Annotated in this window: 17 protein-coding genes and 1 tRNA gene; 10 read left to right on the top strand and 8 right to left on the bottom strand. The window is 70.2% G+C overall.

Annotated elements, in window-relative coordinates:
• Positions 1 to 184: 184 nt before the first annotated feature.
• Positions 185 to 661 carry an LEA type 2 family protein gene (locus CEK66_RS03735; RefSeq protein ID WP_043092291.1) on the bottom strand — a complete coding sequence of 159 codons (477 nt, stop codon included), beginning with the start codon at positions 659 to 661 and terminating at the stop codon, positions 185 to 187.
• Between the two features lie 679 nt (positions 662 to 1,340).
• Between CEK66_RS03735 and CEK66_RS03740 the strand changes: the two genes are divergently transcribed.
• The 3 genes from CEK66_RS03740 to CEK66_RS03750 all read left to right on the top strand — a co-directional run bounded on the left by CEK66_RS03740 (position 1,341) and on the right by CEK66_RS03750 (position 2,673).
• A tRNA-Phe gene (locus tag CEK66_RS03740) sits at positions 1,341 to 1,416 on the top strand.
• A 337-nt stretch (positions 1,417 to 1,753) separates the two neighbouring features.
• Positions 1,754 to 2,032 (top strand): hypothetical protein, encoded by a 279-nt coding sequence (locus tag CEK66_RS03745; protein WP_226978485.1) that lies wholly within the window; start codon positions 1,754 to 1,756, stop codon positions 2,030 to 2,032.
• A 95-nt stretch (positions 2,033 to 2,127) separates the two neighbouring features.
• On the top strand, positions 2,128 to 2,673 hold the full coding sequence (locus CEK66_RS03750) for a lipocalin family protein (RefSeq protein ID WP_043092287.1): 546 nt from the start codon (positions 2,128 to 2,130) through the stop codon (positions 2,671 to 2,673).
• A gap of 265 nt (positions 2,674 to 2,938) precedes the next feature.
• Here CEK66_RS03750 and CEK66_RS03755 read toward each other — a convergent pair whose 3' ends face one another.
• Genes CEK66_RS03755 through queG form a run of 3 tightly spaced genes read right to left on the bottom strand, consistent with a single transcriptional unit; the run spans position 2,939 to position 5,827 of the window.
• The gene (locus tag CEK66_RS03755; RefSeq protein ID WP_152235990.1) at positions 2,939 to 3,325 is read right to left on the bottom strand and encodes a hypothetical protein; all 387 of its coding nucleotides are present in this window, start codon (positions 3,323 to 3,325) and stop codon (positions 2,939 to 2,941) included.
• 28 nt (positions 3,326 to 3,353) lie between these two features.
• The gene (xseA, locus tag CEK66_RS03760) at positions 3,354 to 4,694 is read right to left on the bottom strand and encodes an exodeoxyribonuclease VII large subunit (RefSeq protein WP_152235991.1); all 1,341 of its coding nucleotides are present in this window, start codon (positions 4,692 to 4,694) and stop codon (positions 3,354 to 3,356) included.
• A 26-nt stretch (positions 4,695 to 4,720) separates the two neighbouring features.
• Positions 4,721 to 5,827: a tRNA epoxyqueuosine(34) reductase QueG gene (queG, locus tag CEK66_RS03765; RefSeq protein WP_152235992.1), complete on the bottom strand. Its 1,107-nt coding sequence runs from the start codon at positions 5,825 to 5,827 to the stop codon at positions 4,721 to 4,723.
• A gap of 23 nt (positions 5,828 to 5,850) precedes the next feature.
• Between queG and CEK66_RS03770 the strand changes: the two genes are divergently transcribed.
• The 6 genes from CEK66_RS03770 to CEK66_RS03795 all read left to right on the top strand — a co-directional run bounded on the left by CEK66_RS03770 (position 5,851) and on the right by CEK66_RS03795 (position 13,419).
• Positions 5,851 to 7,338, top strand: a complete 1,488-nt coding sequence (locus tag CEK66_RS03770) for an NAD(P)H-hydrate dehydratase (protein ID WP_152235993.1) — start codon at positions 5,851 to 5,853, stop codon at positions 7,336 to 7,338.
• Entirely contained in the window at positions 7,335 to 7,817 is a 483-nt protein-coding gene (tsaE, locus tag CEK66_RS03775) for a tRNA (adenosine(37)-N6)-threonylcarbamoyltransferase complex ATPase subunit type 1 TsaE (protein WP_152235994.1), read from the top strand. The genes CEK66_RS03770 and tsaE overlap by 4 nt, the downstream gene beginning before the upstream one ends.
• Before the next feature lie 80 nt (positions 7,818 to 7,897).
• On the top strand, positions 7,898 to 9,478 hold the full coding sequence (locus tag CEK66_RS03780; protein ID WP_152235995.1) for an N-acetylmuramoyl-L-alanine amidase: 1,581 nt from the start codon (positions 7,898 to 7,900) through the stop codon (positions 9,476 to 9,478).
• A gap of 134 nt (positions 9,479 to 9,612) precedes the next feature.
• The gene (gene mutL / locus CEK66_RS03785; protein ID WP_152235996.1) at positions 9,613 to 11,496 is read left to right on the top strand and encodes a DNA mismatch repair endonuclease MutL; all 1,884 of its coding nucleotides are present in this window, start codon (positions 9,613 to 9,615) and stop codon (positions 11,494 to 11,496) included.
• A complete protein-coding gene (locus CEK66_RS03790) occupies positions 11,496 to 12,425 on the top strand; it encodes a DUF1684 domain-containing protein (RefSeq protein ID WP_152235997.1) in 930 nt (309 codons plus the stop codon). The genes mutL and CEK66_RS03790 overlap by 1 nt, the downstream gene beginning before the upstream one ends.
• Positions 12,426 to 12,438: 13 nt before the next feature.
• A complete protein-coding gene (locus tag CEK66_RS03795; protein WP_152235998.1) occupies positions 12,439 to 13,419 on the top strand; it encodes a TraB/GumN family protein in 981 nt (326 codons plus the stop codon).
• Positions 13,420 to 13,593: 174 nt separating this feature from the next.
• On the opposite strand, the gene phaR is transcribed toward CEK66_RS03795, so the two are convergent.
• From phaR to gluQRS, 3 genes are all read right to left on the bottom strand, one after another.
• The gene (gene phaR / locus CEK66_RS03800) at positions 13,594 to 14,112 is read right to left on the bottom strand and encodes a polyhydroxyalkanoate synthesis repressor PhaR (RefSeq protein WP_017909334.1); all 519 of its coding nucleotides are present in this window, start codon (positions 14,110 to 14,112) and stop codon (positions 13,594 to 13,596) included.
• Positions 14,113 to 14,319: 207 nt separating this feature from the next.
• On the bottom strand, positions 14,320 to 15,060 hold the full coding sequence (locus tag CEK66_RS03805) for a beta-ketoacyl-ACP reductase (protein WP_017909333.1): 741 nt from the start codon (positions 15,058 to 15,060) through the stop codon (positions 14,320 to 14,322).
• A gap of 62 nt (positions 15,061 to 15,122) precedes the next feature.
• Positions 15,123 to 16,049 carry a tRNA glutamyl-Q(34) synthetase GluQRS gene (gluQRS, locus tag CEK66_RS03810; protein WP_152235999.1) on the bottom strand — a complete coding sequence of 309 codons (927 nt, stop codon included), beginning with the start codon at positions 16,047 to 16,049 and terminating at the stop codon, positions 15,123 to 15,125.
• A gap of 103 nt (positions 16,050 to 16,152) precedes the next feature.
• On the opposite strand from gluQRS, the gene htpX reads away from it, so the two are divergent.
• Positions 16,153 to 17,037 carry a protease HtpX gene (gene htpX, locus CEK66_RS03815; RefSeq protein WP_017909331.1) on the top strand — a complete coding sequence of 295 codons (885 nt, stop codon included), beginning with the start codon at positions 16,153 to 16,155 and terminating at the stop codon, positions 17,035 to 17,037.
• 95 nt (positions 17,038 to 17,132) lie between these two features.
• On the opposite strand, the gene CEK66_RS03820 is transcribed toward htpX, so the two are convergent.
• Entirely contained in the window at positions 17,133 to 19,205 is a 2,073-nt protein-coding gene (locus tag CEK66_RS03820) for an EAL domain-containing protein (RefSeq protein WP_152236000.1), read from the bottom strand.
• Positions 19,206 to 19,426 lie beyond the last annotated feature (221 nt).

Here is a 19,426-nt window from a genome sequence, read left to right on the forward strand (position 1 = left end):
ACGCGCGGACAGGCCTGCGCCGAGGGCGCAACGCATTAGCGTGGCGCGTGGAAGGTCGAGGCAGCGCCTGTGTCCGGTGAAGCGCAGGTCGACGCGCAGGCGCGTTCCGCGCCCCGGAAACCGGGATGTCGCGTTCGAGAGAGAGAGAGAGCGGGGCAGGTGGCGCCTCAGCGCCACCGCCGGGTCAACGCAGCACGCCGTCCAGGCCGGGCGCGGGCGAGAGCATGTTGCGGGTGTCGATCTCGAAGCTGCGCGGCTTCTTGTCTTCCGGCGTCGCGGCGATGCTGCCCTTCAGGGTGTACTCCAGACTGCGGCGGCCGGCCAGGGCGTCGGCGACGGCCATGCGCGCGCTCGAGCTGGGCTTCAGCGCGACGCTCACCACGTCCGCCGTCTCCGGGCCGATCGAAATGCCGGGCGCGGCCTGCAGGCTGCCGGCCGCTTCGCCGCCCACACCCAGGTCCAGGCGCAGGGTGTCGTAGCGCATCGGAATGCTGCTGTAGTTCTGCAGGCGCAGGTCCACCTTCCAACTGCCGTCCATGTTGACCGTCAGTTGCTGCACGCTGGCGGCCGGGTCGGACACACGCCGCACGATGCCGTCGCCGCAGGCGCCGAGCAACGCGGTGCACAACACGAGCAAGCCGAGGCGGAGCGGGTGACGCATGGGCGGAATCCACGGAAAGGAAGACCGGCGAAGACTACACCACACCCCTGTCTGCCGTGGTGGCGCAGCGATGGCGGAGCCTGCCCCGGACTGCGCGGGCTGCGGAAGCTGGCGGCATGCCGGCGGTCGCGCGCGTGACGTGACGCAAGGCCGACAGCGGACACGCTCTATTGGCGCCTTCGCTTGGTGTCGAGCGCTTCCGCCACTGGAATGGCAGGCCCGCCCAACCTAGCTGCGCGATGGCGTCGTCCACGTCGTGCCATCTGCCGTCAGCCCTCAATCCGGCATGCGGCCGGCCTGTGGGCCGGCCATTACTCCGTTCCGTTATGCCATCCACCTCCGTTGCTGCTTCTCCGATCGCCCTTGGCGCAGCAACCCACCAGATCATCCAGGCTGACCCGCACGTGCCTGCGGACGTTCAGGTACGGCGGAATGACCGCGGCTGGCCGGGCGTCCGGTCGGTGTCCTCGGCGATCCGGCCAGCGGCCATCACCAAGGCGTCCCTGCCGTGCGCCGGCCGGATGCCGAGGACGTGTCCAGCATCGCGCCCCCTCGGATCGGACGCAGTCGGCGCAGGCCGCGGCGGTCGGTAGGAAAATTCTGCAACATTGCGCTTGCCCAATCCCGATCACCTCGCTATGATGCGCGTCCTCGCACCGGTCCTGCCGCGTTGCGCAGTGGCCGAGTAGCTCAGTTGGTAGAGCAGGGGATTGAAAATCCCCGTGTCGGCGGTTCGATTCCGTCCTCGGCCACCATTCTTTCAGGGCTTGCAGCAATGCGGGCCCTTTTCTTTTGCCGCGAGGGTTTGCGGCATCTGCATGCCTTGGCGGTGTGTTGTGCTGCCTTGGTCGCCGTCGTCGAAGGTGGCGTACGGCGTCGCCATTCGGCGCCCTGGCCGATCTCCTGCGCTATGCGGATTTCCGCATGCGCGAGGCCTGTTGCGACGGTCCTTTGCCCTGATCGGGTGTGAAGAAGGTGTGTCCACGTCCGTAGACAACTGCACCCAGTTCACGGTTTTTCGGGATCTTCCGCTCAATCAATGGCGCTGCCTGTCGTAATCATAGGCACGGGCAATCGGGGGGGGACCTGCCAATGACCAGCGGATTCGGACGGAGATGTGGCGGCGTGGCCCTGCTGTTGGCCATGGCCGGCAACGCCGTGGCGGCCCCTTCCGACCGGACCGAGCATGCGGGCGAGCAGGGCGGTCCCGGTGCGGATGCGCCCTACATCGAGCAGGTCGGTTCCGAGTGCGTGATGGTCAATACCTACCTGCAGCGGCGCGACGGGGTGGTCGAGCGCGTGGTGCTGCGCGAGCCGGTGCAGTGCGCCAGCCGGCCGGACCAGCGCTCCATGGCCGATCTGAGCAACTGACCGCCGCGCCATGACGGCCGGCGTCCCGCGCAGCGCTTTACATCGCTGCGCCGCTCCTGCATAAGCTGCTGCTTCCCGTCCATCGGAACCTGCGCATGCGCCTTTCGCCGATCGCGCTGCTGTTGCTGGCGTGCCTGTTGTGCCTCGCACCGCCGCTGCGCGCCGCGCAGCCGGTGAGCTCGGTCGCCGCGTTCGATCTCGGCCGTTATGCCGGGCAATGGCACGAGATCGCGCATCTGCCGGTTTCCTTCCAGAAGAAATGCGTCGGCGACGTCACCGCGGCCTATGTGCTGCGCGACGACGGTCAGGTCGGCGTGCGCAACGCCTGCCGCACCGCCAGCGGCGACACGCTGGCGGCCGACGGTGTGGCCCGGCGGGTGGAGGGCCATCCCGGGCGGCTGCAGGTGCGCTTCGCGCCGGATTGGCTGGCCTGGCTGCCGATGGTGTGGGCCGACTACTGGGTGATCGCGCTCGACCCGGATTATCAATGGGCGCTGATCGGCGAACCCGGACGCAAGTACCTGTGGGTGCTGTCGCGCTCGCCGCGCATGCAGCGCAGCGTGTTCGAGGGCATCAAGGCCAAGGCGGTGGCGATGGGGTACGACCTCGACCCGCTGCTGGTGGTCGCGCCGCTGGACTGAGTGGACGCTGCCGGCGCGTCGTTGCGGGCGGATCGGTGTCACATGGGCGACAGGCGCTGAGGATTGGGCCATCGCTGGGACTTTGCCGCGCGCTGTACGACGCTTGGGGCAGCGACTTGCAGTTCGCTGTGGCCGGCTGCTTCCGCCGGCGGTGGCTGGCGCCCTGGAAGATGTGCCTTGGCGCCTGCTGTCTGGCAGTGCATCGTGCATGCCGGGTGACGCGTCGCAGGCCACCGTGTGGGACGGATGCTGCAACCGCTCGGCGTCAGCCGGGAAATGCCGTCAGTGCCGCGGCCAGCAGGTCTGCGCTGTCGCCGTCGCGCAGCGCCTGCAGGGCGTTGCGGCCATCGGCCAGGCGCACCTCCCGCAGCCATTGCGACAGCGTCGCCAGATCGCTGCCGCAGCCGTTCCAGGCCACGCAGATGGTGTCGCCGACATTGTGCAGGTCGGCGTGGTTCAGATGCTCCAGGGTGCCGTCATACGCCAGCCAGGCGAGTGCGCGTTGCGCATCCTCCGGTGCGCCATAGGCGGCGCCGTCGATCAGCGACAGCAGGTCGCTGCTGTCGGCGCGCCGCCCGGCCCGGCGCCGTTCGGCGCGACGCATGCCCTGCAGGATCGCCTTGATCCTTTCTTCGTGAATGCTGTCGGTCATGAGCGGCGAGGCGATGCGGGTGGACGGGTCACTCTGCGCGCTCGGCACGCAGTTGCAGTTCGCCGTCGGCCAGGCGTGCGCGCAGCCGATCGCCGGGCGCCACCTGGGCGGCCGAGCGCACCACGCTGCCGTCGTCGACGCGGGTCAGGATGCTGTAGCCGCGCGCCACGGTCGCCAACGGGCTGACCGTCTCTAGGGCGCGCGCCAGTGCGCGCAGGCGCTGTGCATCGGTCTGCAGTTGCCGCGCCATCGCCGCCTGCGGACGTCGGCCCAGCGCCAGCAGGCGCACCCGCAGCATCGCCAGCCGCCGTTGCGGCTGCGCGGCGCGCAGCACCGCGGCGGCATGGCGCAACTGGGCATGCCGGCGTTCCTGCTGTTGACGCCATACCGCCGCCAGCCGCCGTCCGATCTCCTGCTGGCGGCGCTGCAGCAACTGCAGGCGCACCTGCGGGCTCTGCGCCTGCAGGCGCAGCAGGGCGCGGTCGGCGCGTTGCTGCGCTTGCCGCAGCCGGTGCTGCTGCCAGCGCAGCAACGCGGCATGCTGGGAGCGCAGGCGCGCGCCGAGATCGCGCTGATCGGGCACCAGCAATTCGGCGGCGACCGACGGGGTGGGCGCGCGCAGGTCGGCGGCGAAATCGGCCAGGGTCACGTCGGTCTCGTGGCCGACGGCCGACACCACAGGGGTGACTGCCGCGGCGATGGTGCGTGCCAGGTGTTCGTCGTTGAACGCCCACAGGTCCTCGAGCGAACCGCCGCCGCGGGTCAGCAGGATCGCGTCGTAGCGGCCGCTGGCGTCTGCCTGGCGCAGCAACGTGGCGATCTGCGCCGCGGCGCTGTCGCCCTGGACCAGGCTCGGCAGGATGTCCACCTGCAGCAGCGGCATGCGCCGGCCGAGCACGCTCAACACGTCGCGCACCGCGGCGCCGCTGGGCGAGGTGATGACCGCCAGGCGCCGCACGAAGCCGGGCAGGGCGCGCTTGCGCTCGCTGGCGAACAGGCCTTCGGCGGCGAGCCGGGCCTTGAGCTCCTCGAACGCCCGGCGCAACGCGCCTTCGCCGGCTTCCTCCAGATGATCCAGCACCAACTGGTAGTCGCCGCGCGCTTCGTACAGGGTCAGGCGCCCGCGCGCCAGCACCCGCAGGCCTTCGCGCGGCACGAACCGCAGCCATTGGCTCTTGGGCTTGAACATCGCGCAGCGCACCTGCGCGCGCGCATCCTTCAGGGTGAAATAGAGGTGGCCGGACGAGGGGCGGGTGACGTTGCCCAGTTCGCCTTCCACCCAGGCCAGCGGGAAGGCGCTCTCCAGCAGGTCGCGGGCCAGCGTGTTGAGCTGGCTGGGGCTGAGGATCTGGTCGGCGCGATCGGACATGCGGGCAGTGCAGGGCGTACGGACGCCTATCCTCGCACGTCGGCAGCTGCGTCCGGCTGCGTCGACTTGGCTGCATGCCGGGCCAGCGCCCACTGCACGTGCTCGCGCACCAGCGGCGAGGGATGCTGCGCGCGCGCGCCTAGCGCGGCCAGTACCTGTGGCGTGGTCGGCGCGTTGCCCAGCGCCACTGCCAGATTGCGCAGCCAGCGCTCGTGACCGCTGCGGCGGATCGCGCTGCCTTCGGTGCGGCGCAGGAACTCGTCTTCCTCCCAGGCGAACAACTGCGCCAGCGTGGCCTTGTCCAGATCGTTGCGCGCGCGGAAGTCCGGCTCGTCGCTGCGCTTGGCGAACTTGTTCCAGGGGCAGATCAGCTGGCAGTCGTCGCAGCCGAAGATGCGGTTGCCGATCGCCGCGCGCAGTTCCTCGGGAATCGCGCCGTCGTGTTCGATGGTGAGGTAGGCGATGCAGCGGCGCGCATCGAGTCGGTACGGCGCGACGATCGCCTGGGTGGGGCAGACGTCGATGCAGCGCGTGCAGGTGCCGCAGTGGGCGCTGGCCGGCGGGTCGATCGGCAGCGGCAGATCGACGTAGATCTCGCCGAGGAAGAACCAGGAGCCGCCGTTGCGGTCGATCAGGCAGGTGTGCTTGCCGATCCAGCCCAGGCCGGCGTCGCGCGCCAGGGCGCGTTCGAGCACCGGCGCCGAATCGACGAACACGCGGTGGCCGAACGGGCCGATCTCGTCCTGGATGCGCTCGGCCAGCTTCTGCAGACGGTTGCGCATCAGCTTGTGGTAGTCGCGGCCCAGCGCATAGCGCGCGACGTAGGCGCGCTCGCCGTCGCGCAGCGTGTCCCAGGCCGAATCGTCGTCGTTGCGGCCGTAGTCCAGGCCCACCGAGATCACCCGCAATGTGCCGGGGATCAGCTCCGCCGGGCGGGAACGCTTGTCGCCGTGCTGGGCCATCCAGTGCATCGTGCCGTACAGGCCCTGTTCCAGCCAGTCGCGCAGATGCGCCTCGTCCTGCTGCAGTTCGATGCCGGCGATACCGCAGCGCTGGAAGCCCAACGTGCGCGCCAGCGCGCGGATGCGCGCGGCCGCGGTGTGGGGATCGGCGATGTCGAGGCGGGCGGACATCGCGCAAGTTTAGAATCCCGTGCATGTACGACTGCTTCGATCTCCATGCCACCGCGGACGCGCGCCGCATCGATGCGCAGGCCACCGCGCTGCTGGGCGGCGACGGCTACACGCTGATGCAGCGCGCCGGCCAGGCCGGGTGGCAGACGCTGCTGCAGCGCTGGCCGCAGGCGCAGCGCATCCTGGTGGCCTGCGGCAGCGGCAACAACGGTGGCGATGGCTACGTGCTGGCGCGGCTGGCGCATCGCGCCGGGCGCCAGGTGCGTGTGCTGCAGTTGTCCGGGCGCGGCCCGCAATCGCCGCTGGCGCAGCGCGCCTGCACCGACTACATCGGCGTCGGCGGTCGCATCGAGGAGTTCGACGCGGCACTGGCGCCGGCCGACGTGGTGGTCGATGCGCTGCTGGGCATCGGCCTCAATCGCGCGCCGGACGCCGAACTGGCGGCGCTGCTCGGCGCGCTGGGAGGACTTGGCGCGCCGGTACTGGCGCTGGATGTGCCCAGCGGCGTGGACGCCGAAACCGGCAGCGTGCCCGGCGCGGTGTTGCCGGCGACGCTGACCTTGCAGTTCATCGTGGCCCACGCCGGCTTGCATACCGGTGCGGCCTTGAACCATGTCGGCGAGCGCGCACTGGCCACGCTGGCGGTGCCGCCGGCTGCGTTCGCCGGTTGCGTGCCGCGCGCACAGGCCTGGACCGTCGGCGCCTTGCGCCGCCATCTGGCGCCGCGCCGGCAGGACAGCCACAAAGGCGACTCCGGGCATGTGCTGTGCGTCGGCGGCAATCTCGGCAGCGGCGGAGCGGTGATGCTCAGTGCCGAATCGGCCCTGCGCAGCGGGGCCGGCCTGGTCAGCGTGGCGACCCGCAGCGCGCACGTGGCACCGCTGCTGGCGCGCTGCCCGGAGGCGATGGCGCATGTGGTCGACGAGGCGGCGGCGCTGGCGCCGTTGCTGCGCAAGGCCAGCGTGGTGGCGCTCGGTCCCGGGCTGGGCCAGGACGCCTGGGCGCAGACGCTGTGGCAGACGGTCCTGGCCGATTCGGACCGCGCGCTGATCCTGGATGCCGATGCATTGAACCTGCTTGCGCAGGCGCCGCGGCCCGTCCCGCAGGCGGTACTGACCCCGCACCCGGGCGAGGCCGGGCGCCTGCTCGGCATTTCAACGGCCGAGGTGCAATGCGATCGCTTCGCGGCCGCCGCGGCCTTGGCCGAACGCTACCAGGCGACGATTGTGCTGAAGGGGGCCGGCAGCCTGGTCGCCGCGCCCGGGCAGACGCCGCGGGTGATCGCCGCCGGCAATCCGGGCATGGCGGTCGGCGGCATGGGCGATCTGTTGACCGGGGTGATCGCGGCGCTGCGCGCGCAAGGGTTGCCGGCGTTCGAGGCGGCCAGCGTCGGCGCGCTGCTGCATGCCGGCGCCGGCGATCGCGCGGCCGCCGACGGCCAGCGCGGCCTGCTGCCCACCGACCTGTTGCCGGCGCTGCGGCGCCTGTCCAATCCGGAATCCGAACCATGAGCCTCAGCTTGTTCCTGCTCGACAGCGAGGCCACCGAGCGCCTCGGCCGCGTGCTGGCCGCGACCCGCCCGGCGCAGGCCGCGGTGCATCTGCACGGGGATCTGGGTGCCGGCAAATCGACCCTGGCACGGGCGCTGCTGCGCGCGCTCGGGGTGCAGGGCGCGATCCGCAGCCCCACCTACACCCTGGTGGAGCGTTACCCGCTGGCCGATGGCGAGGCCTGGCACCTGGATCTGTACCGCATCGGCGTGGCGGGCGAGCTGGATTTCCTCGGGCTGGACGAGGGCGGGGCCACGCTGTGGCTGGTGGAATGGCCCGAGCGCGGCGGCGACGTGCTGGCGCCCGCCGATCTGGACGTGCGCCTGGCGGTGCGCGGCGACGGGCGTCTTGTCGCCCTGCAGGCGCGTACCGAGGTGGGGACCGCCTGGCTGGCGCAGCTGGTCCAGCAGGCCGACTTGCAGGGACTTTTTGCCGGCTGACGCTAGAAAGTGAAGGCAGGTTATGGATTATTAAGGGAAAACCGCTTGCCTTTGACTCCCGGCGATGTTTGAATCGCGTTATGCGCCCGGGGACCCGTTTTTTCGCCAGTTTCGCCGCTGCCGCAGGCTGGTGCCTGGCGGCGCAGACGGCGTTTGCCGGGCAGGTGCAGTCGGTCTCGCTCGACAACGGCGCCACCGGCACCCGCGCCGAGATCCGTCTGCAGGGCAGCGGTGGCTTCAGCACGCTGTCGCTGGCCAATCCCAATCGCCTGGTCGTCGATCTTCCCGATTCCTCCGCTGCCAAGGGCCTGAAGCTGCCGGCCGGCGGCGGCGTGGTCAGCGCAGTGCGCACCGGGCATCCGGTGCCGGGCACCCTGCGCATCGTGTTCGACCTGAGCAGTTCGGTGGTGGCGTTCAAGCCGCAGATGCAGACCATCGGCGGCAGTTCGGTGCTGGTGATCGAGTGGCCGGGCGAGGCACCGGCGGGCAAGACGGTCGCCGCCGACGCGCCGGCAGCCGTGGCCCCGCTGCCGCAGGCCGCGCCTGTCGCAGCGCCCAAGCCGGTAGTGGATGCGCGTGCCGAAGCGGCGCGTGCGACTGCGGCGCTGACTTCGTCGGTGGTGCAGCGTGCCAGCCAGCCGGCGCCGACCCCGGTGCAGCCGCCCGCCGCGCCCACGCCAGCCCCGACCGTCGTTGCCTCTGCGCCGAGCGTTGCTGCCGCGGTGGCCGGCCGTCCTATGCCCGGCGTTGTGCCGACGCCGGCGCCTGCGACAGTCGCGCCGCCGGCGAACGCGCCGTCCGAGCGTGACGACGCGGACGACGATGCGGCGGTGGCTGCTGCCGCCGAAGCACGGCCGGTGATGCCGAGCGCGGCCTCGCGGGTGAAGATGGCGCCCGGCATGCGTCCGCTGATCGTGGCCATCGATCCCGGCCATGGCGGCCAGGATCCCGGCGCCAGTGGTCCGACCGGCAAGCATGAGAAGGACGTGACCCTGGCGATCGGCCGCGAACTGGCGCGCCAGATCAACGCCACGCCGGGCATGAAGGCCTACATGACCCGCACCACCGACGTGTTCATTCCTCTGCCGATGCGCGCGCAGAAGGCGCGTGCGGCCAAGGCCGACATCTTCATTTCGATCCACGCCGACGCAGCCGAGAACCGCAGCGCGACCGGCTCCTCGGTGTACGTGCTGTCGACCAAGGGCGCGTCCTCGCAGCGCGCGCGCTGGCTGGCGGACAAGGAAAACGCCGCCGACCTGATCGGCGGCGTGCGCCTGCAGAAAACCGACAGTACGCTTGCCAACGTCTTGCTGGACCTGGCCCAGAGCGGCCACATGAAGTCCTCCGAAGATGCGGCCGAGCAAGTGCTGGGCGGACTCAAGCGGATCGGCAACAACCACAAGCCCGAGATCGAGCGCGCGAACTTCGCGGTGCTGCGCACCTCGGACATGCCGGCGATGCTGGTCGAGACTGCCTTCATCTCCAACCCGGACGAAGAGCGCCGGCTGACCGATCCGGCCTACCAGCGCCGCATCGCCGGTGCCGTGCTCGATGGCGTCAGCACCTTCTTCACCCGGCAGCCGCCGCCGGGCACGCTGTTCGCCGCGCGCGCGCAGGCCGAGGCGGAAGCGGCCAGCACGGTGGCCGGCGGCAGCCGTTGAGGCGCTATCATTAACGGCTGATCCTCGATGACGGCGTCCGCGCCGCGAGCCGTGCCGATGTTCTTCTTCTGCTGTCGTTTTCGTCCTGTCGCCTCGACCGGCGCGCGTCTGTGCGCGCATGGAGCGAGCACGGCATGAGCATCCGTCAGCTGCCCGAGATCCTGATCAACCAGATCGCCGCCGGCGAAGTGGTCGAGCGTCCGGCCTCTGTCGTCAAGGAACTGGTGGAGAACGCGCTGGACGCCGGTGCGCACCGCGTCGACATCGATCTGGAAGAAGGCGGCGTGCGCCTGATCCGCATCCGCGACGACGGTGGCGGCATCGCGCCCGAGGAACTGCCGCTGGCAATCTCGCGGCACGCGACCAGCAAGATCGCCTCGCTGGACGACCTGGAATCGGTGGGCACGCTCGGGTTTCGCGGCGAAGCGTTGCCGTCGATCGCCTCGGTCAGCCGCTTCACCCTGGCCTCGCGCCGATCCGGAGACGAACACGGCGCAGCGCTGCAGGTCGAAGGCGGCAAGGTCGGCGAGGTGCAGCCGCGCGCATTGCCGCCGGGCACCCTGGTCGAGGTCCGCGAGCTGTTCTACAACGTGCCGGCGCGGCGCAAGTTCCTGCGCGCCGAACGCACCGAACTGGGCCACATCGAGGAGTGGCTGCGTTCGCTGGCGCTGGCGCGCCCCGACGTGGAGCTGCGCGTCTCGCACAACGGCAAGCCGTCGCGGCGCTACAAGCCGGGCGATCTGTACTCGGACGCGCGCCTGGGCGAGACCCTGGGCGAAGACTTCGCAAAGCAGGCGCTGCGCGTGGACCACAGCGGTGCCGGCCTGCGCCTGCATGGCTGGATCGCGCAGCCGCATTACTCGCGCGCCAGCGCCGACCAGCAATACCTCTACGTCAACGGCCGTTCTGTGCGCGATCGCAGTGTCGCTCATGCGGTGAAGATGGCCTACGGCGATGTGCTGTTCCATGGCCGCCAGCCGGCTTATGTGCTGTTCCTGGAACTGGAACCGGCGCGGGTGGACGTCAACGTGCATCCGGCCAAGCACGAGGTGCGTTTCCGCGATGCGCGGCTGATCCATGATTTCGTCTACCGCACGCTGCAGGATGCGCTGGCGCAGACCCGTGCCGGCAGCCTGCCCGGCGCGATCGGCGCCGACGCCGCGCTGCCGCCGCCAGCCGCGGGTACTGCGGCCTGGGCGGGCACAGGCGCGCCGAACAGTGGCGGTGGTGGTGGTGGTGGGGGCGGGCAGGGCTACGGTTACGGCGCGCAGTGGCGCCCGGCGCAATCGCCGCTGGGCTTGCGCGTGGAAGAGGCGCCTGCAGCGTACGCGGCGCTGTACGCGCCCACCGCCGATGCGGGAAGCGCCGCCGGCCTGCCGCGGCAGACCCAGGACCCTGCCGGCGGCCTGCCGCCGACTGCCGCCGACAGCGGCGTGCCGCCGCTCGGCTACGCCATCGCGCAATTGCACGGCATCTACATCCTGGCCGAGAACGCCGACGGCCTGATCGTGGTCGATATGCACGCCGCGCACGAGCGCATCGGCTACGAGCGTTTGAAGACCGCGCACGATGGCATCGGCCTGCATGCGCAGCCGCTGCTGGTGCCGATCACCCTGGCAGTCGGCGAACGCGATGCCGACACCGCCGAGCGCGAGGCGGAGACGCTGGCCGCGCTCGGGTTCGAGATCACCCGCAGCGGACCGCAATCGCTGCACGTGCGCAGCATTCCCGCACTGCTGGCGCAGGCCGAGCCGGAGGCCTTGCTGCGCGACGTGCTCACCGACCTGCGCGAACACGGCCACAGCGGTCGTGTCGCCGGCGCGCGCGATGCGCTGCTGTCGACCATGGCCTGCCACGGCGCGGTGCGCGCCAACCGCCGCCTCACCATTCCGGAAATGAACGCACTGCTGCGCGACATGGAGGCCACCGAGCGCTCCGGACAATGCAATCATGGGCGTCCGACCTGGGCGCGGTTCACCCTGGGCGAGATCGATCGTTGGTTCCTGCGGGGGCGGTGATGGACAAGCGGATGTGGACGACGGCGCTGCTGGCGGCGCTCGTCGCCTTGGGCGGATGCGGCAAGCAGGCGCCGGCACCGGCCGCGCCGAAGGCGATGGACGCACGGTTCGTGGCGGACGAACAAGCCTGGCGTGCGCAGCGCCAGCGCGAACTGCAGGCGCCGGACGGCTGGACCAGCCTGGTCGGCCTGCACTGGCTGGAACTGAAGGAGCACTACGTCGGCAGCGGCCCGGACAGCGGCATCCGCCTGGCGGTGGGGCCGGCGCGGATGGCGCTGGTGTCGCAGGCGCAGCGCGAGGTGTACCTGACGCCCGAGCGTGGCGCCGGACTGAGCGTCGCCGGTGCGCCGGTGCAGGGGCGCATCCGCGTGTACAGCGACCACGATCCGCAGCCGACGGTGATCGACTTCGACGACGGCAAGGGCAAGCTCAGCCTGATCGAACGTGGCGGCCGTTATGCGCTGCGGGTCAAGCACGCCGATGCGCCGACCCGGCTGGGTTTCGCAGGCGTGCCGTACTGGCCGCTGGCCGAATCCTGGCGCGTGCGCGGGCGTTTCGTGCCCAATCCACCGGGCACGACCCTGCCCATCGTCGACATCATCGGCGTCACCACGCCATCGCCGAATCCCGGTGCGCTGGAGTTCGAGCGCGGCGGCAAGCGCTACCGCCTGCAGGCGATCGGCGAACCCGGCCAGCCGCTGTTCGTGGTGTTCGCCGACCGCACCAGCGGTCGCGGCAGCTACCCCGCCGGGCGCTTCCTGGACGTGGACCCGCCCGCGGCCGACGGCAGCGTGGTGCTGGATTTCAACCGCGCCTACGACCCGCCGTGCGCGTTCACCCCGTTTGCCACCTGTCCGTTGCCGCCGCCGGAGAACCGCCTCGACCTGGCGGTGGATGCCGGCGAGAAGGCCTACGCCGCCGCCCATTGACCCGAGGATGCCGATGACCCCGTTCCCGCGCCTGTTGCGCCGCTTGCTGGTGGGCCTGTCGCTGTGCCTGGCGTTGCCGGCCTTGGCCCGCACGCCGCCGCCGGTGGCCGCGACGCCTGTCGCGCCCGCCGCCGCAGCGCCTACGGTGGTGCCGCCCACGCCGCTGTTGTGGAAGGTCAGCGGCCCGCGCGGCACGCTGTACCTGCTGGGCTCGTTCCACATGCTCAAGGCCGACGACTATCCGCTGGCGCGCGAAGTCGATGCGGCCTACGCGGCGTCGCCGCGGCTGCTGTTCGAACTGGCGCCGAAGGACGTGGATGCGCCGCAGCTGGGTGCGCAGATGCTGCAGGCGGCGCAACGCCACGACGGCAAGCGGCTGCAGGACGATCTGGACCCGGCGACCTGGGAGCGGCTGCGCCGCTATGCCGCCGGCCACGGCCTGCCGCTGGCGCAGATGAGCGGCTTCGAGCCGTGGTTCGTCGGCCTCAGCATCAGCATCGCCGACATGAAGGCGCAGGGCCTGGAGGCCGATGCCGGGCTGGATCGTCATTTCATGACACTGGCCTTGCAGGACGGCAAGAGTGCCGAGGGCCTGGAGACCGCGCAGGCGCAGATCGACCTGCTCGACGGCATGGACCCGGTGGAGCAGAAGCAGATGCTGACCGAGGCGCTGGACGATGCCGAGCAGGGCGCGGCGCAGACGCTGCGCCTGCACGATGCCTGGCGCCGCGGCGACGAGCGCCAGCTGTGGCAGGAGATCGGCGCGCAGATGAAGCGCGACTACCCGCGGCTGTACCAGCGCATCGACGTGGAGCGCAACCAGGCCTGGCTGCCGCGCCTGGAGCAGCGCCTGAAGGACGGTGGCGGCGACACTCTGGTGGTGGTGGGTGCGCTGCACCTGCTCGGGCCGGACGGCGTGGTCGATGGCCTGCGCGCGCGTGGTTACAAGGTCGAGCGGATCTGCGGGAATTGCAAGCCGGCGCGTTCGCGCTGACGGGAAGGTGCGTCACACGTGTGGTTGGCGTGCGGCCGTACCCTCATCCGCCCCTGCGGGGCACCTTCTCCCGAGGGGAGAAGGGAGAGCAAAAGCCCCTCTCCCGCCGGGAGAGGGGGTGGGGTGAGGGTAGGGGTGCGAAGCGCCCCGCCGAACCTCACCCGGTCGCAGGACTCAGCGCGGACGCGACTTCGGTGCGGCGCCCGCCGGCGGTTCGCCAGGCTTGCCGGTGCCCGCGCCAGCGGCCGGGCGGCCGAAGCCGGCGCCGAGGTTGCGCTGGAATTCCTGCCACAGCTCCAGGTTGCGCTCGGTGAGCTGGTTCATCATGGTCCACGGGGTCTGCCCCAGCAGATTGCCCATCTGCTGGCGGAACTGCTGCTGCTGGTCGAGGAACACCTGCATGCTGCGCTCCAGGTAGTTGCCCATGAAGCCCTGCAGCGAGTCGCCGTAGAAGCGGATGATCTGGCTGAGCAACTGCGTGGACAGCATCGGTTCGCCGTCCTGTTCCTGGTCGGCGATGATCTGCAGCAGCACTGCGCGGCTGAGGTCTTCGCCGGTTTTGGCGTCGCGGACTTCGAATTCCTCGCCGTCGATGATCAGCTGGCGGACGTCTTCGATGGTGATGTAACTGGAGATCTCGGTGTCGTAGAGGCGGCGATTGGGATACTTCTTGATGATGCGAATCTCAGCCATGAAGCGATCGCTCTGTGACGGTAGGCGCGCAGCATGGCGCAGCGCAGCAGGGCTTGCAACCGCCGAAAGTACCTGAACACGCGGGTGCAGCAAAAAAATCATGCTGCGCAGCATTCGCAGCGCAGCAAAAGTCCACAGGCCGCCGTGGCGGCCAATGCGGGATAGCGTTACCTCGCGCGAATGCCGCCGCCTGAGCGATTCAGCCGCTCACCACCCCATGTGGTGGCCGCCGTTGATGTCCAGGTTCGAGCCGGTGATCCACGCGGCCTCTTCGGCGACCAGGAACGCCACGGCGTAGGCGATCTCCTCCGGCTTGCCGAGGCGCCCGGTGGGGATGTCGGCGGCGATCTTGGCGCGCACTTCCTCCGGCACCGCCATCACCATGTCGGTGGCGACATAGCCGGGCGAGACCGTGTTGACGGTGATGCCGTAGCTGGCGTTCTCGCGCGCCAGGGAAATGGTGAAGCCGTGCATGCCGGCCTTGGCCGCAGCGTAGTTGGCCTGGCCGTACTGGCCCTTGAGGCCGTTGATCGAACTGATCTGGATGACCCGCCCCCAACGCTTCTGGCGCATGCCCTCGATCACCGGGCGGGTGACGTTGAACACCGAGTTGAGGTTGGTGTTGATGACTTCGTGCCATTGCTCGGCGGTCATCTTGTGGAAGGTGGTGTCGCGGGTGATGCCGGCGTTGTTGACCAGGATCTCGACCGGGCCGAGTTGGCGTTCGACCTCACGCACCAGGGTCTGCGCGTGTTCGGGCGAGGCGACGTCGCCGGGGACGATGGCGACGTCGTGGCCACGCTCGCGCATGCGCTGCTGCCAGGCCAGGGCCTTGGCCTGGTCGCGGTAGTTGCTGGCCACGCGGTGGCCCTGCGCGGCCAGCCGCTCGCAGATTGCGGTGCCGATGCCGCCGGTGCCGCCGGTGACCAGCGCAACGCGTGATGTCATGGATGTCGCTCCGGATAGAAATGGTGGGAAAGGACGGCCGCGGCGCGGCCCAGGGTCCGATTCTAGTCAGCCTTGATGTCGGTGGGGATAGCCGGTGCGACTGGCGTCGCATCGTCCACGCGTCGGTCCTGCGCCGGCAACCGCGCCGGGTCGAAGGCGCGCAGCGCGGCGGCCAGCAGCGCCGGTACCGACCCGGCGCCGGCCAACGCTGCCGGCGGCTGGCCCAGCGTCGCCCAGACCAGGCGCAGCGCCGGCAGCGGGTCGGCATCGTCCAGCGGCAGCGCCGCGTGCGACTTGGACAGCTTGCGGCCATCGGCGTCGAGCAGCAGCGGCAGGTGCAGGTAGCGCGGCGTGGGCAGGCTCAGCGCACGCTGCAGCAGGATCTGCCGCGGCGTGGAGTCCAGCAGGTCGGCGCCGCGCACCACGTCGGTGATGCCTTGCGCGGCATCGTCGACCACCACGGCCAGTTGGTACGCCCAGCAGCCGTCGGCGCGCAGCAGCACCACATCGCCGACCTTGGCATGGACGTCCTGGGCCAGCCGGCCGCGCACCGCGTCGTCGAAGGCCACCACGCTGGCCGCACCGGACGGCACGCGCAGACGGATGGCCGGCTGTGCGCGTGGCGCGTCGGTGACGCAAGCGTGGTGCACGCCCCCCTGCGCCGCCAGGGCGCTGCGGCTGCAACTGCAGGAGAAGGCGAGGCCGGCCTGCAGCAGCCGCTGCAGGGCGTCGCGGTAGATCGGATCGCGCTCGCTCTGCCGCAGCACCGGTCCGTCGGCCTCCAGGCCGCAGGCGCGCAGGCTCGCCAGTTGCCGTTCGGCGGCGCCGGGCACGCTGCGCGGGCGGTCCACGTCCTCGATGCGCAGCAACCACTGGCCGCCGGCGTGGCGGGCGAGCAACCAACTGCCGAAGGCGGCGAGCAGCGAACCCAGGTGCAGCGGGCCGGTGGGCGAGGGCGCGAAGCGGCCGCGGTAGGGAGGCGGGGACATGGACAAGCTGAATCCTCGGTCAGGTACGCGCTTGAATTCAAGCGGCCGACACCGCAGATTCGAGCCAATCCTTCCATTTAATCTGTGCGGAGCCCACGCTCACATGTTCAATCGTATCGTCCTGTTCCTCATCACCAACCTGGCGGTGCTGGTGCTGGCCGGCATTGTCATGTCCGTGTTCGGGGTCAACCCCAACCAGATGGGCGGCCTGCTGGTGATGGCCGCGATCTTCGGCTTCGGCGGCTCGCTGGTGTCGCTGCTGCTGTCCAAGTTCATGGCCAAGCGCGCCACCGGTGCGCAAGTGATCACCGAGCCGCGCAACCACACCGAGCGCTGGTTGCTGCAGACCGTGCAGCGCCAGGCGCAGGCCGCCGGCATCGGCATGCCCGAGGTCGCCGTGTACGACGGCCCGGAGATCAACGCCTTCGCCACCGGCGCCAACCGCAACAATGCGCTGGTCGCCGTTTCCACCGGCCTGCTGCAGAACATGACCGAGGACGAGGCCGAGGCAGTGCTGGGCCATGAAATCAGCCACATCGCCAACGGCGACATGGTGACCATGGCATTGCTGCAGGGCGTGCTCAACACCTTCGTGATCGTATTGGCGCGCGTGGTCGGCGGCGTGGTCGACAGCTACCTGTCCGGCAACCGCGATGGCCGCCGCGGCCTGGCCTACTACGCGATCGTGATGGTGCTGGAGCTGGTGTTCGGCCTGTTCGCGACGATGATCGCGATGTGGTTCTCGCGCTACCGCGAGTTCCGCGCCGACGCCGGCGGCGCCAGCCTGGCCGGCCGCGCCAAGATGATCGCGGCGCTGCAGCGGCTGGAACTCAACCATGGTCAGAGCACCTTGCCGTCGCAGGTGCAGGCCTTCGGCATCGCCGGTGGCCTGGGCCAGGGCCTGCGCAAGCTGTTCATGAGCCACCCGCCGCTGTCCGAGCGCATCGCCACCCTGCGCGCCTCGCACGTCAACGCGACGGTGAGCTGATAGTTCGCTAGATCGACACGCCGGCCGGCGGAGCGCAGGCTCCGCCGGCCGTTGCTTTTGCGAATCCCCAATCCCCAATCCCGAATCGCGGCCCCTCAGGCAAAATCGAACGTCATCCCCGGCGCCGCCAGGCCGACGAATTCGCCCTGCACGTAGTCGACGCCGGCGCTGAACAGCAGGCTCATCGAGGTCGCGTCGGACACGAACTCGGCGATGGTGCGGATGCTCGCCGACTGCGCGCGCGCGGTGATCTCGCGGATCTTGTCCTGGTGCTCGCGGGTCTGGGTCAGGTCCTGGGTGAAGCCGCGGTCCAGCTTCAGGAACGAGGGCTGGAAGTGCGCCAGCAACTGGAACGAGTCCAGGCCGGAGCCGAACTGTTCCAGCCCGACCTTGCAGCCCAGGGCGGTGGCATCGGCCAGGAACTGCTGCGCGTTGCGCAGGTGGGTGAACACCTTGGCCTCCGGCGTCTGCAGCCACAGGCGGTCGCCGGGCACGCCGTGCGTCGCCAGTTCGCGCCGGATCAGGTCGACCATCTGGGTGTCGGCGAAGGCCTCCGGGCTGACCTTGACCAGCAGGCTGGTGGCGTGGCCGGCGCGCTGGCGTTCGCCGATCACGGCGATCGCGCGCGCGACCACCCAACGGTCGATCTCGGCGGTCAGGCCATGCTCGGCGGCGATGCCGAGGAAGGTCGACGGGCCGATCAGTTCGTCGTTGCGTTCCAGGCGCAGGTAGGCCTCGTACAGCTCGTGCGGTTCGCCCTGCAGGTTCAGCACCGGCTGGTAGTGCAGCAGGAAGCCGTCGCCGGCCAGGGCCTCGCGCAGGTGCTGGACCCAGCGCTGCACGCGCTCTTCCTCGAGTCGGTCGGCCGCGCCCGGGTCGAAGATCTTGCAGGCGTTGCCGCCCAGTTCGACGGTCGCCTGCACGTTCTCGCTGGCGCGGGCCAGGACCTGGCCGACGCTGGCGATCTTCTCGCCGATCTGCACGCCGCCGATGCTGACGGTGACCGTGGCCGAGCGCTCGCCGACGCTGAACACCTGGCTGGCGTAGGCCTGCAGCAGGCGCTCGGCCAGCGCCGCGGTGCGCGCGTAGTCGCCTTCCAGCAGCAGCGCGAAGTTGTGCTCGCCGAAGCGCGCCGCCTGCACGTCGCCGTCGATGGCCGCGGCCAGGTGCTGGGCCAATGCGGCGACCAGCGCATCGGCCGAATCCAGGCCGATGTCGGCCAACAGGCGTGCGTAATGATCCGGCTCGACCAGCAGGAAGCCGTACTGGCCCTCGCCGCGGCCGACCTGGGCCACCGCGGTTTCCAGCGCCAGCATGAAGGTCGGGCGGTTGAGCAGACCGGTGACCTGGTCGCGCTGGCGCAGGTCCTCGACCTCGCGCGCCAGTTCCGGGTCGAACTCCTCGCGGCGGCGGAACACCACCTGCACGCAGGCCTCGCCCTCGTAGCTGGCGGTGGCGAATTCCATCGTCGCCGGAAAGCTGTCGCCTTCCAGGGTGCGCGCGTCCACCTGGTACTGCGCCGGCGGCGGCTCGCCCTTGCTCAGCGACTTCAGCAACTGCTTGAAACCTTCCACGTGTTGCGGGGCGACCATGTCCAGCAGCGACACGCCTTCGACGTCGTCGAACGACTCGAACCCGAACATCTCCAGGTAGGCGTCGTTGGCGCGGATGTGCATGCCCTCGTGGATGTAGGCGATCGGATCGCGCGAGGAGGCGATCAGTGCGTCGCAGCGGCGCTCGGTCTCGCGCATCTGCGCCTCGATCCGGCGCAGGCCGCGCCGCGCCTGCAGGTCGGCCCAGGTGGTGCGGACCACGGCCAGCAAGTGCTCGGGGCGCTGCCGCAGCGCGATCGCGCGCGCGCCGCCGGCCACGGCCTCCAGCCATTCCTGTTCGTCGATGCGCTCGGCCAGCACGATGACCGGGATGTCCTTGCCGCTGGCGGCGACCCGTTGCAGCACCTGCGGCAGGGGGATCGACTGGGCCTGTGCGCTGAGCACCAGGTCGATCGGCTGCGCGGCCAGCATCGCCGACAACTCCTCGGCGTGCTGCGGCCGCGACGGGCGCACCGCGATCCCGCTGTTGCGCAGGCTGCTGACGATCGCCTCGGCGTCTTCGCCGCTGTCGTCGACGATCATCAGGCGGAGGGTGATGTCTTTGCCTGTGTGCATGAAGCCTCCCGGGGACGGGGTTTAATACACGATGCCCGCGGTCGCGTCCATGTTGTTCGGGAATGGGGAATCGGGAATGGGGAGTCGCAAGAGCGGGCTGTCGTGTCTGAACGTTCGCGCTCGGACCGAGACGCGCGCGCAACAAGCGGTGTTTCGAGTCCCGATTCCCGATTCCCGATTCCCCATTCCCGGCCGCTAGGTGTGATCTCTCAGTAGGTTGT

Origin of the sequence: Xanthomonas sp. LMG 12460, from assembly GCF_009192895.1 — a bacterium.
In the GTDB taxonomy this organism is placed as follows: Bacteria; Pseudomonadota; Gammaproteobacteria; order Xanthomonadales; family Xanthomonadaceae; genus Xanthomonas_A; species Xanthomonas_A sontii.

Bases quoted from the DNA above. Each gene is read 5' to 3' on its own strand.
- CEK66_RS03735 (WP_043092291.1), bottom strand. From the start codon at position 661: ATGCGTCACCCGCTCCGCCTCGGCTTGCTCGTGTTGTGCACCGCGTTG.
- CEK66_RS03745 (WP_226978485.1), top strand. From the start codon at position 1,754: ATGACCAGCGGATTCGGACGGAGATGTGGCGGCGTGGCCCTGCTGTTG.
- CEK66_RS03750 (WP_043092287.1), top strand. From the start codon at position 2,128: ATGCGCCTTTCGCCGATCGCGCTGCTGTTGCTGGCGTGCCTGTTGTGC.
- CEK66_RS03755 (WP_152235990.1), bottom strand. From the start codon at position 3,325: ATGACCGACAGCATTCACGAAGAAAGGATCAAGGCGATCCTGCAGGGC.
- xseA (WP_152235991.1), bottom strand. From the start codon at position 4,694: ATGTCCGATCGCGCCGACCAGATCCTCAGCCCCAGCCAGCTCAACACG.
- queG (WP_152235992.1), bottom strand. From the start codon at position 5,827: ATGTCCGCCCGCCTCGACATCGCCGATCCCCACACCGCGGCCGCGCGC.
- CEK66_RS03770 (WP_152235993.1), top strand. From the start codon at position 5,851: ATGTACGACTGCTTCGATCTCCATGCCACCGCGGACGCGCGCCGCATC.
- tsaE (WP_152235994.1), top strand. From the start codon at position 7,335: ATGAGCCTCAGCTTGTTCCTGCTCGACAGCGAGGCCACCGAGCGCCTC.
- CEK66_RS03780 (WP_152235995.1), top strand. From the start codon at position 7,898: ATGCGCCCGGGGACCCGTTTTTTCGCCAGTTTCGCCGCTGCCGCAGGC.
- mutL (WP_152235996.1), top strand. From the start codon at position 9,613: ATGAGCATCCGTCAGCTGCCCGAGATCCTGATCAACCAGATCGCCGCC.
- CEK66_RS03790 (WP_152235997.1), top strand. From the start codon at position 11,496: ATGGACAAGCGGATGTGGACGACGGCGCTGCTGGCGGCGCTCGTCGCC.
- CEK66_RS03795 (WP_152235998.1), top strand. From the start codon at position 12,439: ATGACCCCGTTCCCGCGCCTGTTGCGCCGCTTGCTGGTGGGCCTGTCG.
- phaR (WP_017909334.1), bottom strand. From the start codon at position 14,112: ATGGCTGAGATTCGCATCATCAAGAAGTATCCCAATCGCCGCCTCTAC.
- CEK66_RS03805 (WP_017909333.1), bottom strand. From the start codon at position 15,060: ATGACATCACGCGTTGCGCTGGTCACCGGCGGCACCGGCGGCATCGGC.
- gluQRS (WP_152235999.1), bottom strand. From the start codon at position 16,049: ATGTCCCCGCCTCCCTACCGCGGCCGCTTCGCGCCCTCGCCCACCGGC.
- htpX (WP_017909331.1), top strand. From the start codon at position 16,153: ATGTTCAATCGTATCGTCCTGTTCCTCATCACCAACCTGGCGGTGCTG.
- CEK66_RS03820 (WP_152236000.1), bottom strand. From the start codon at position 19,205: ATGCACACAGGCAAAGACATCACCCTCCGCCTGATGATCGTCGACGAC.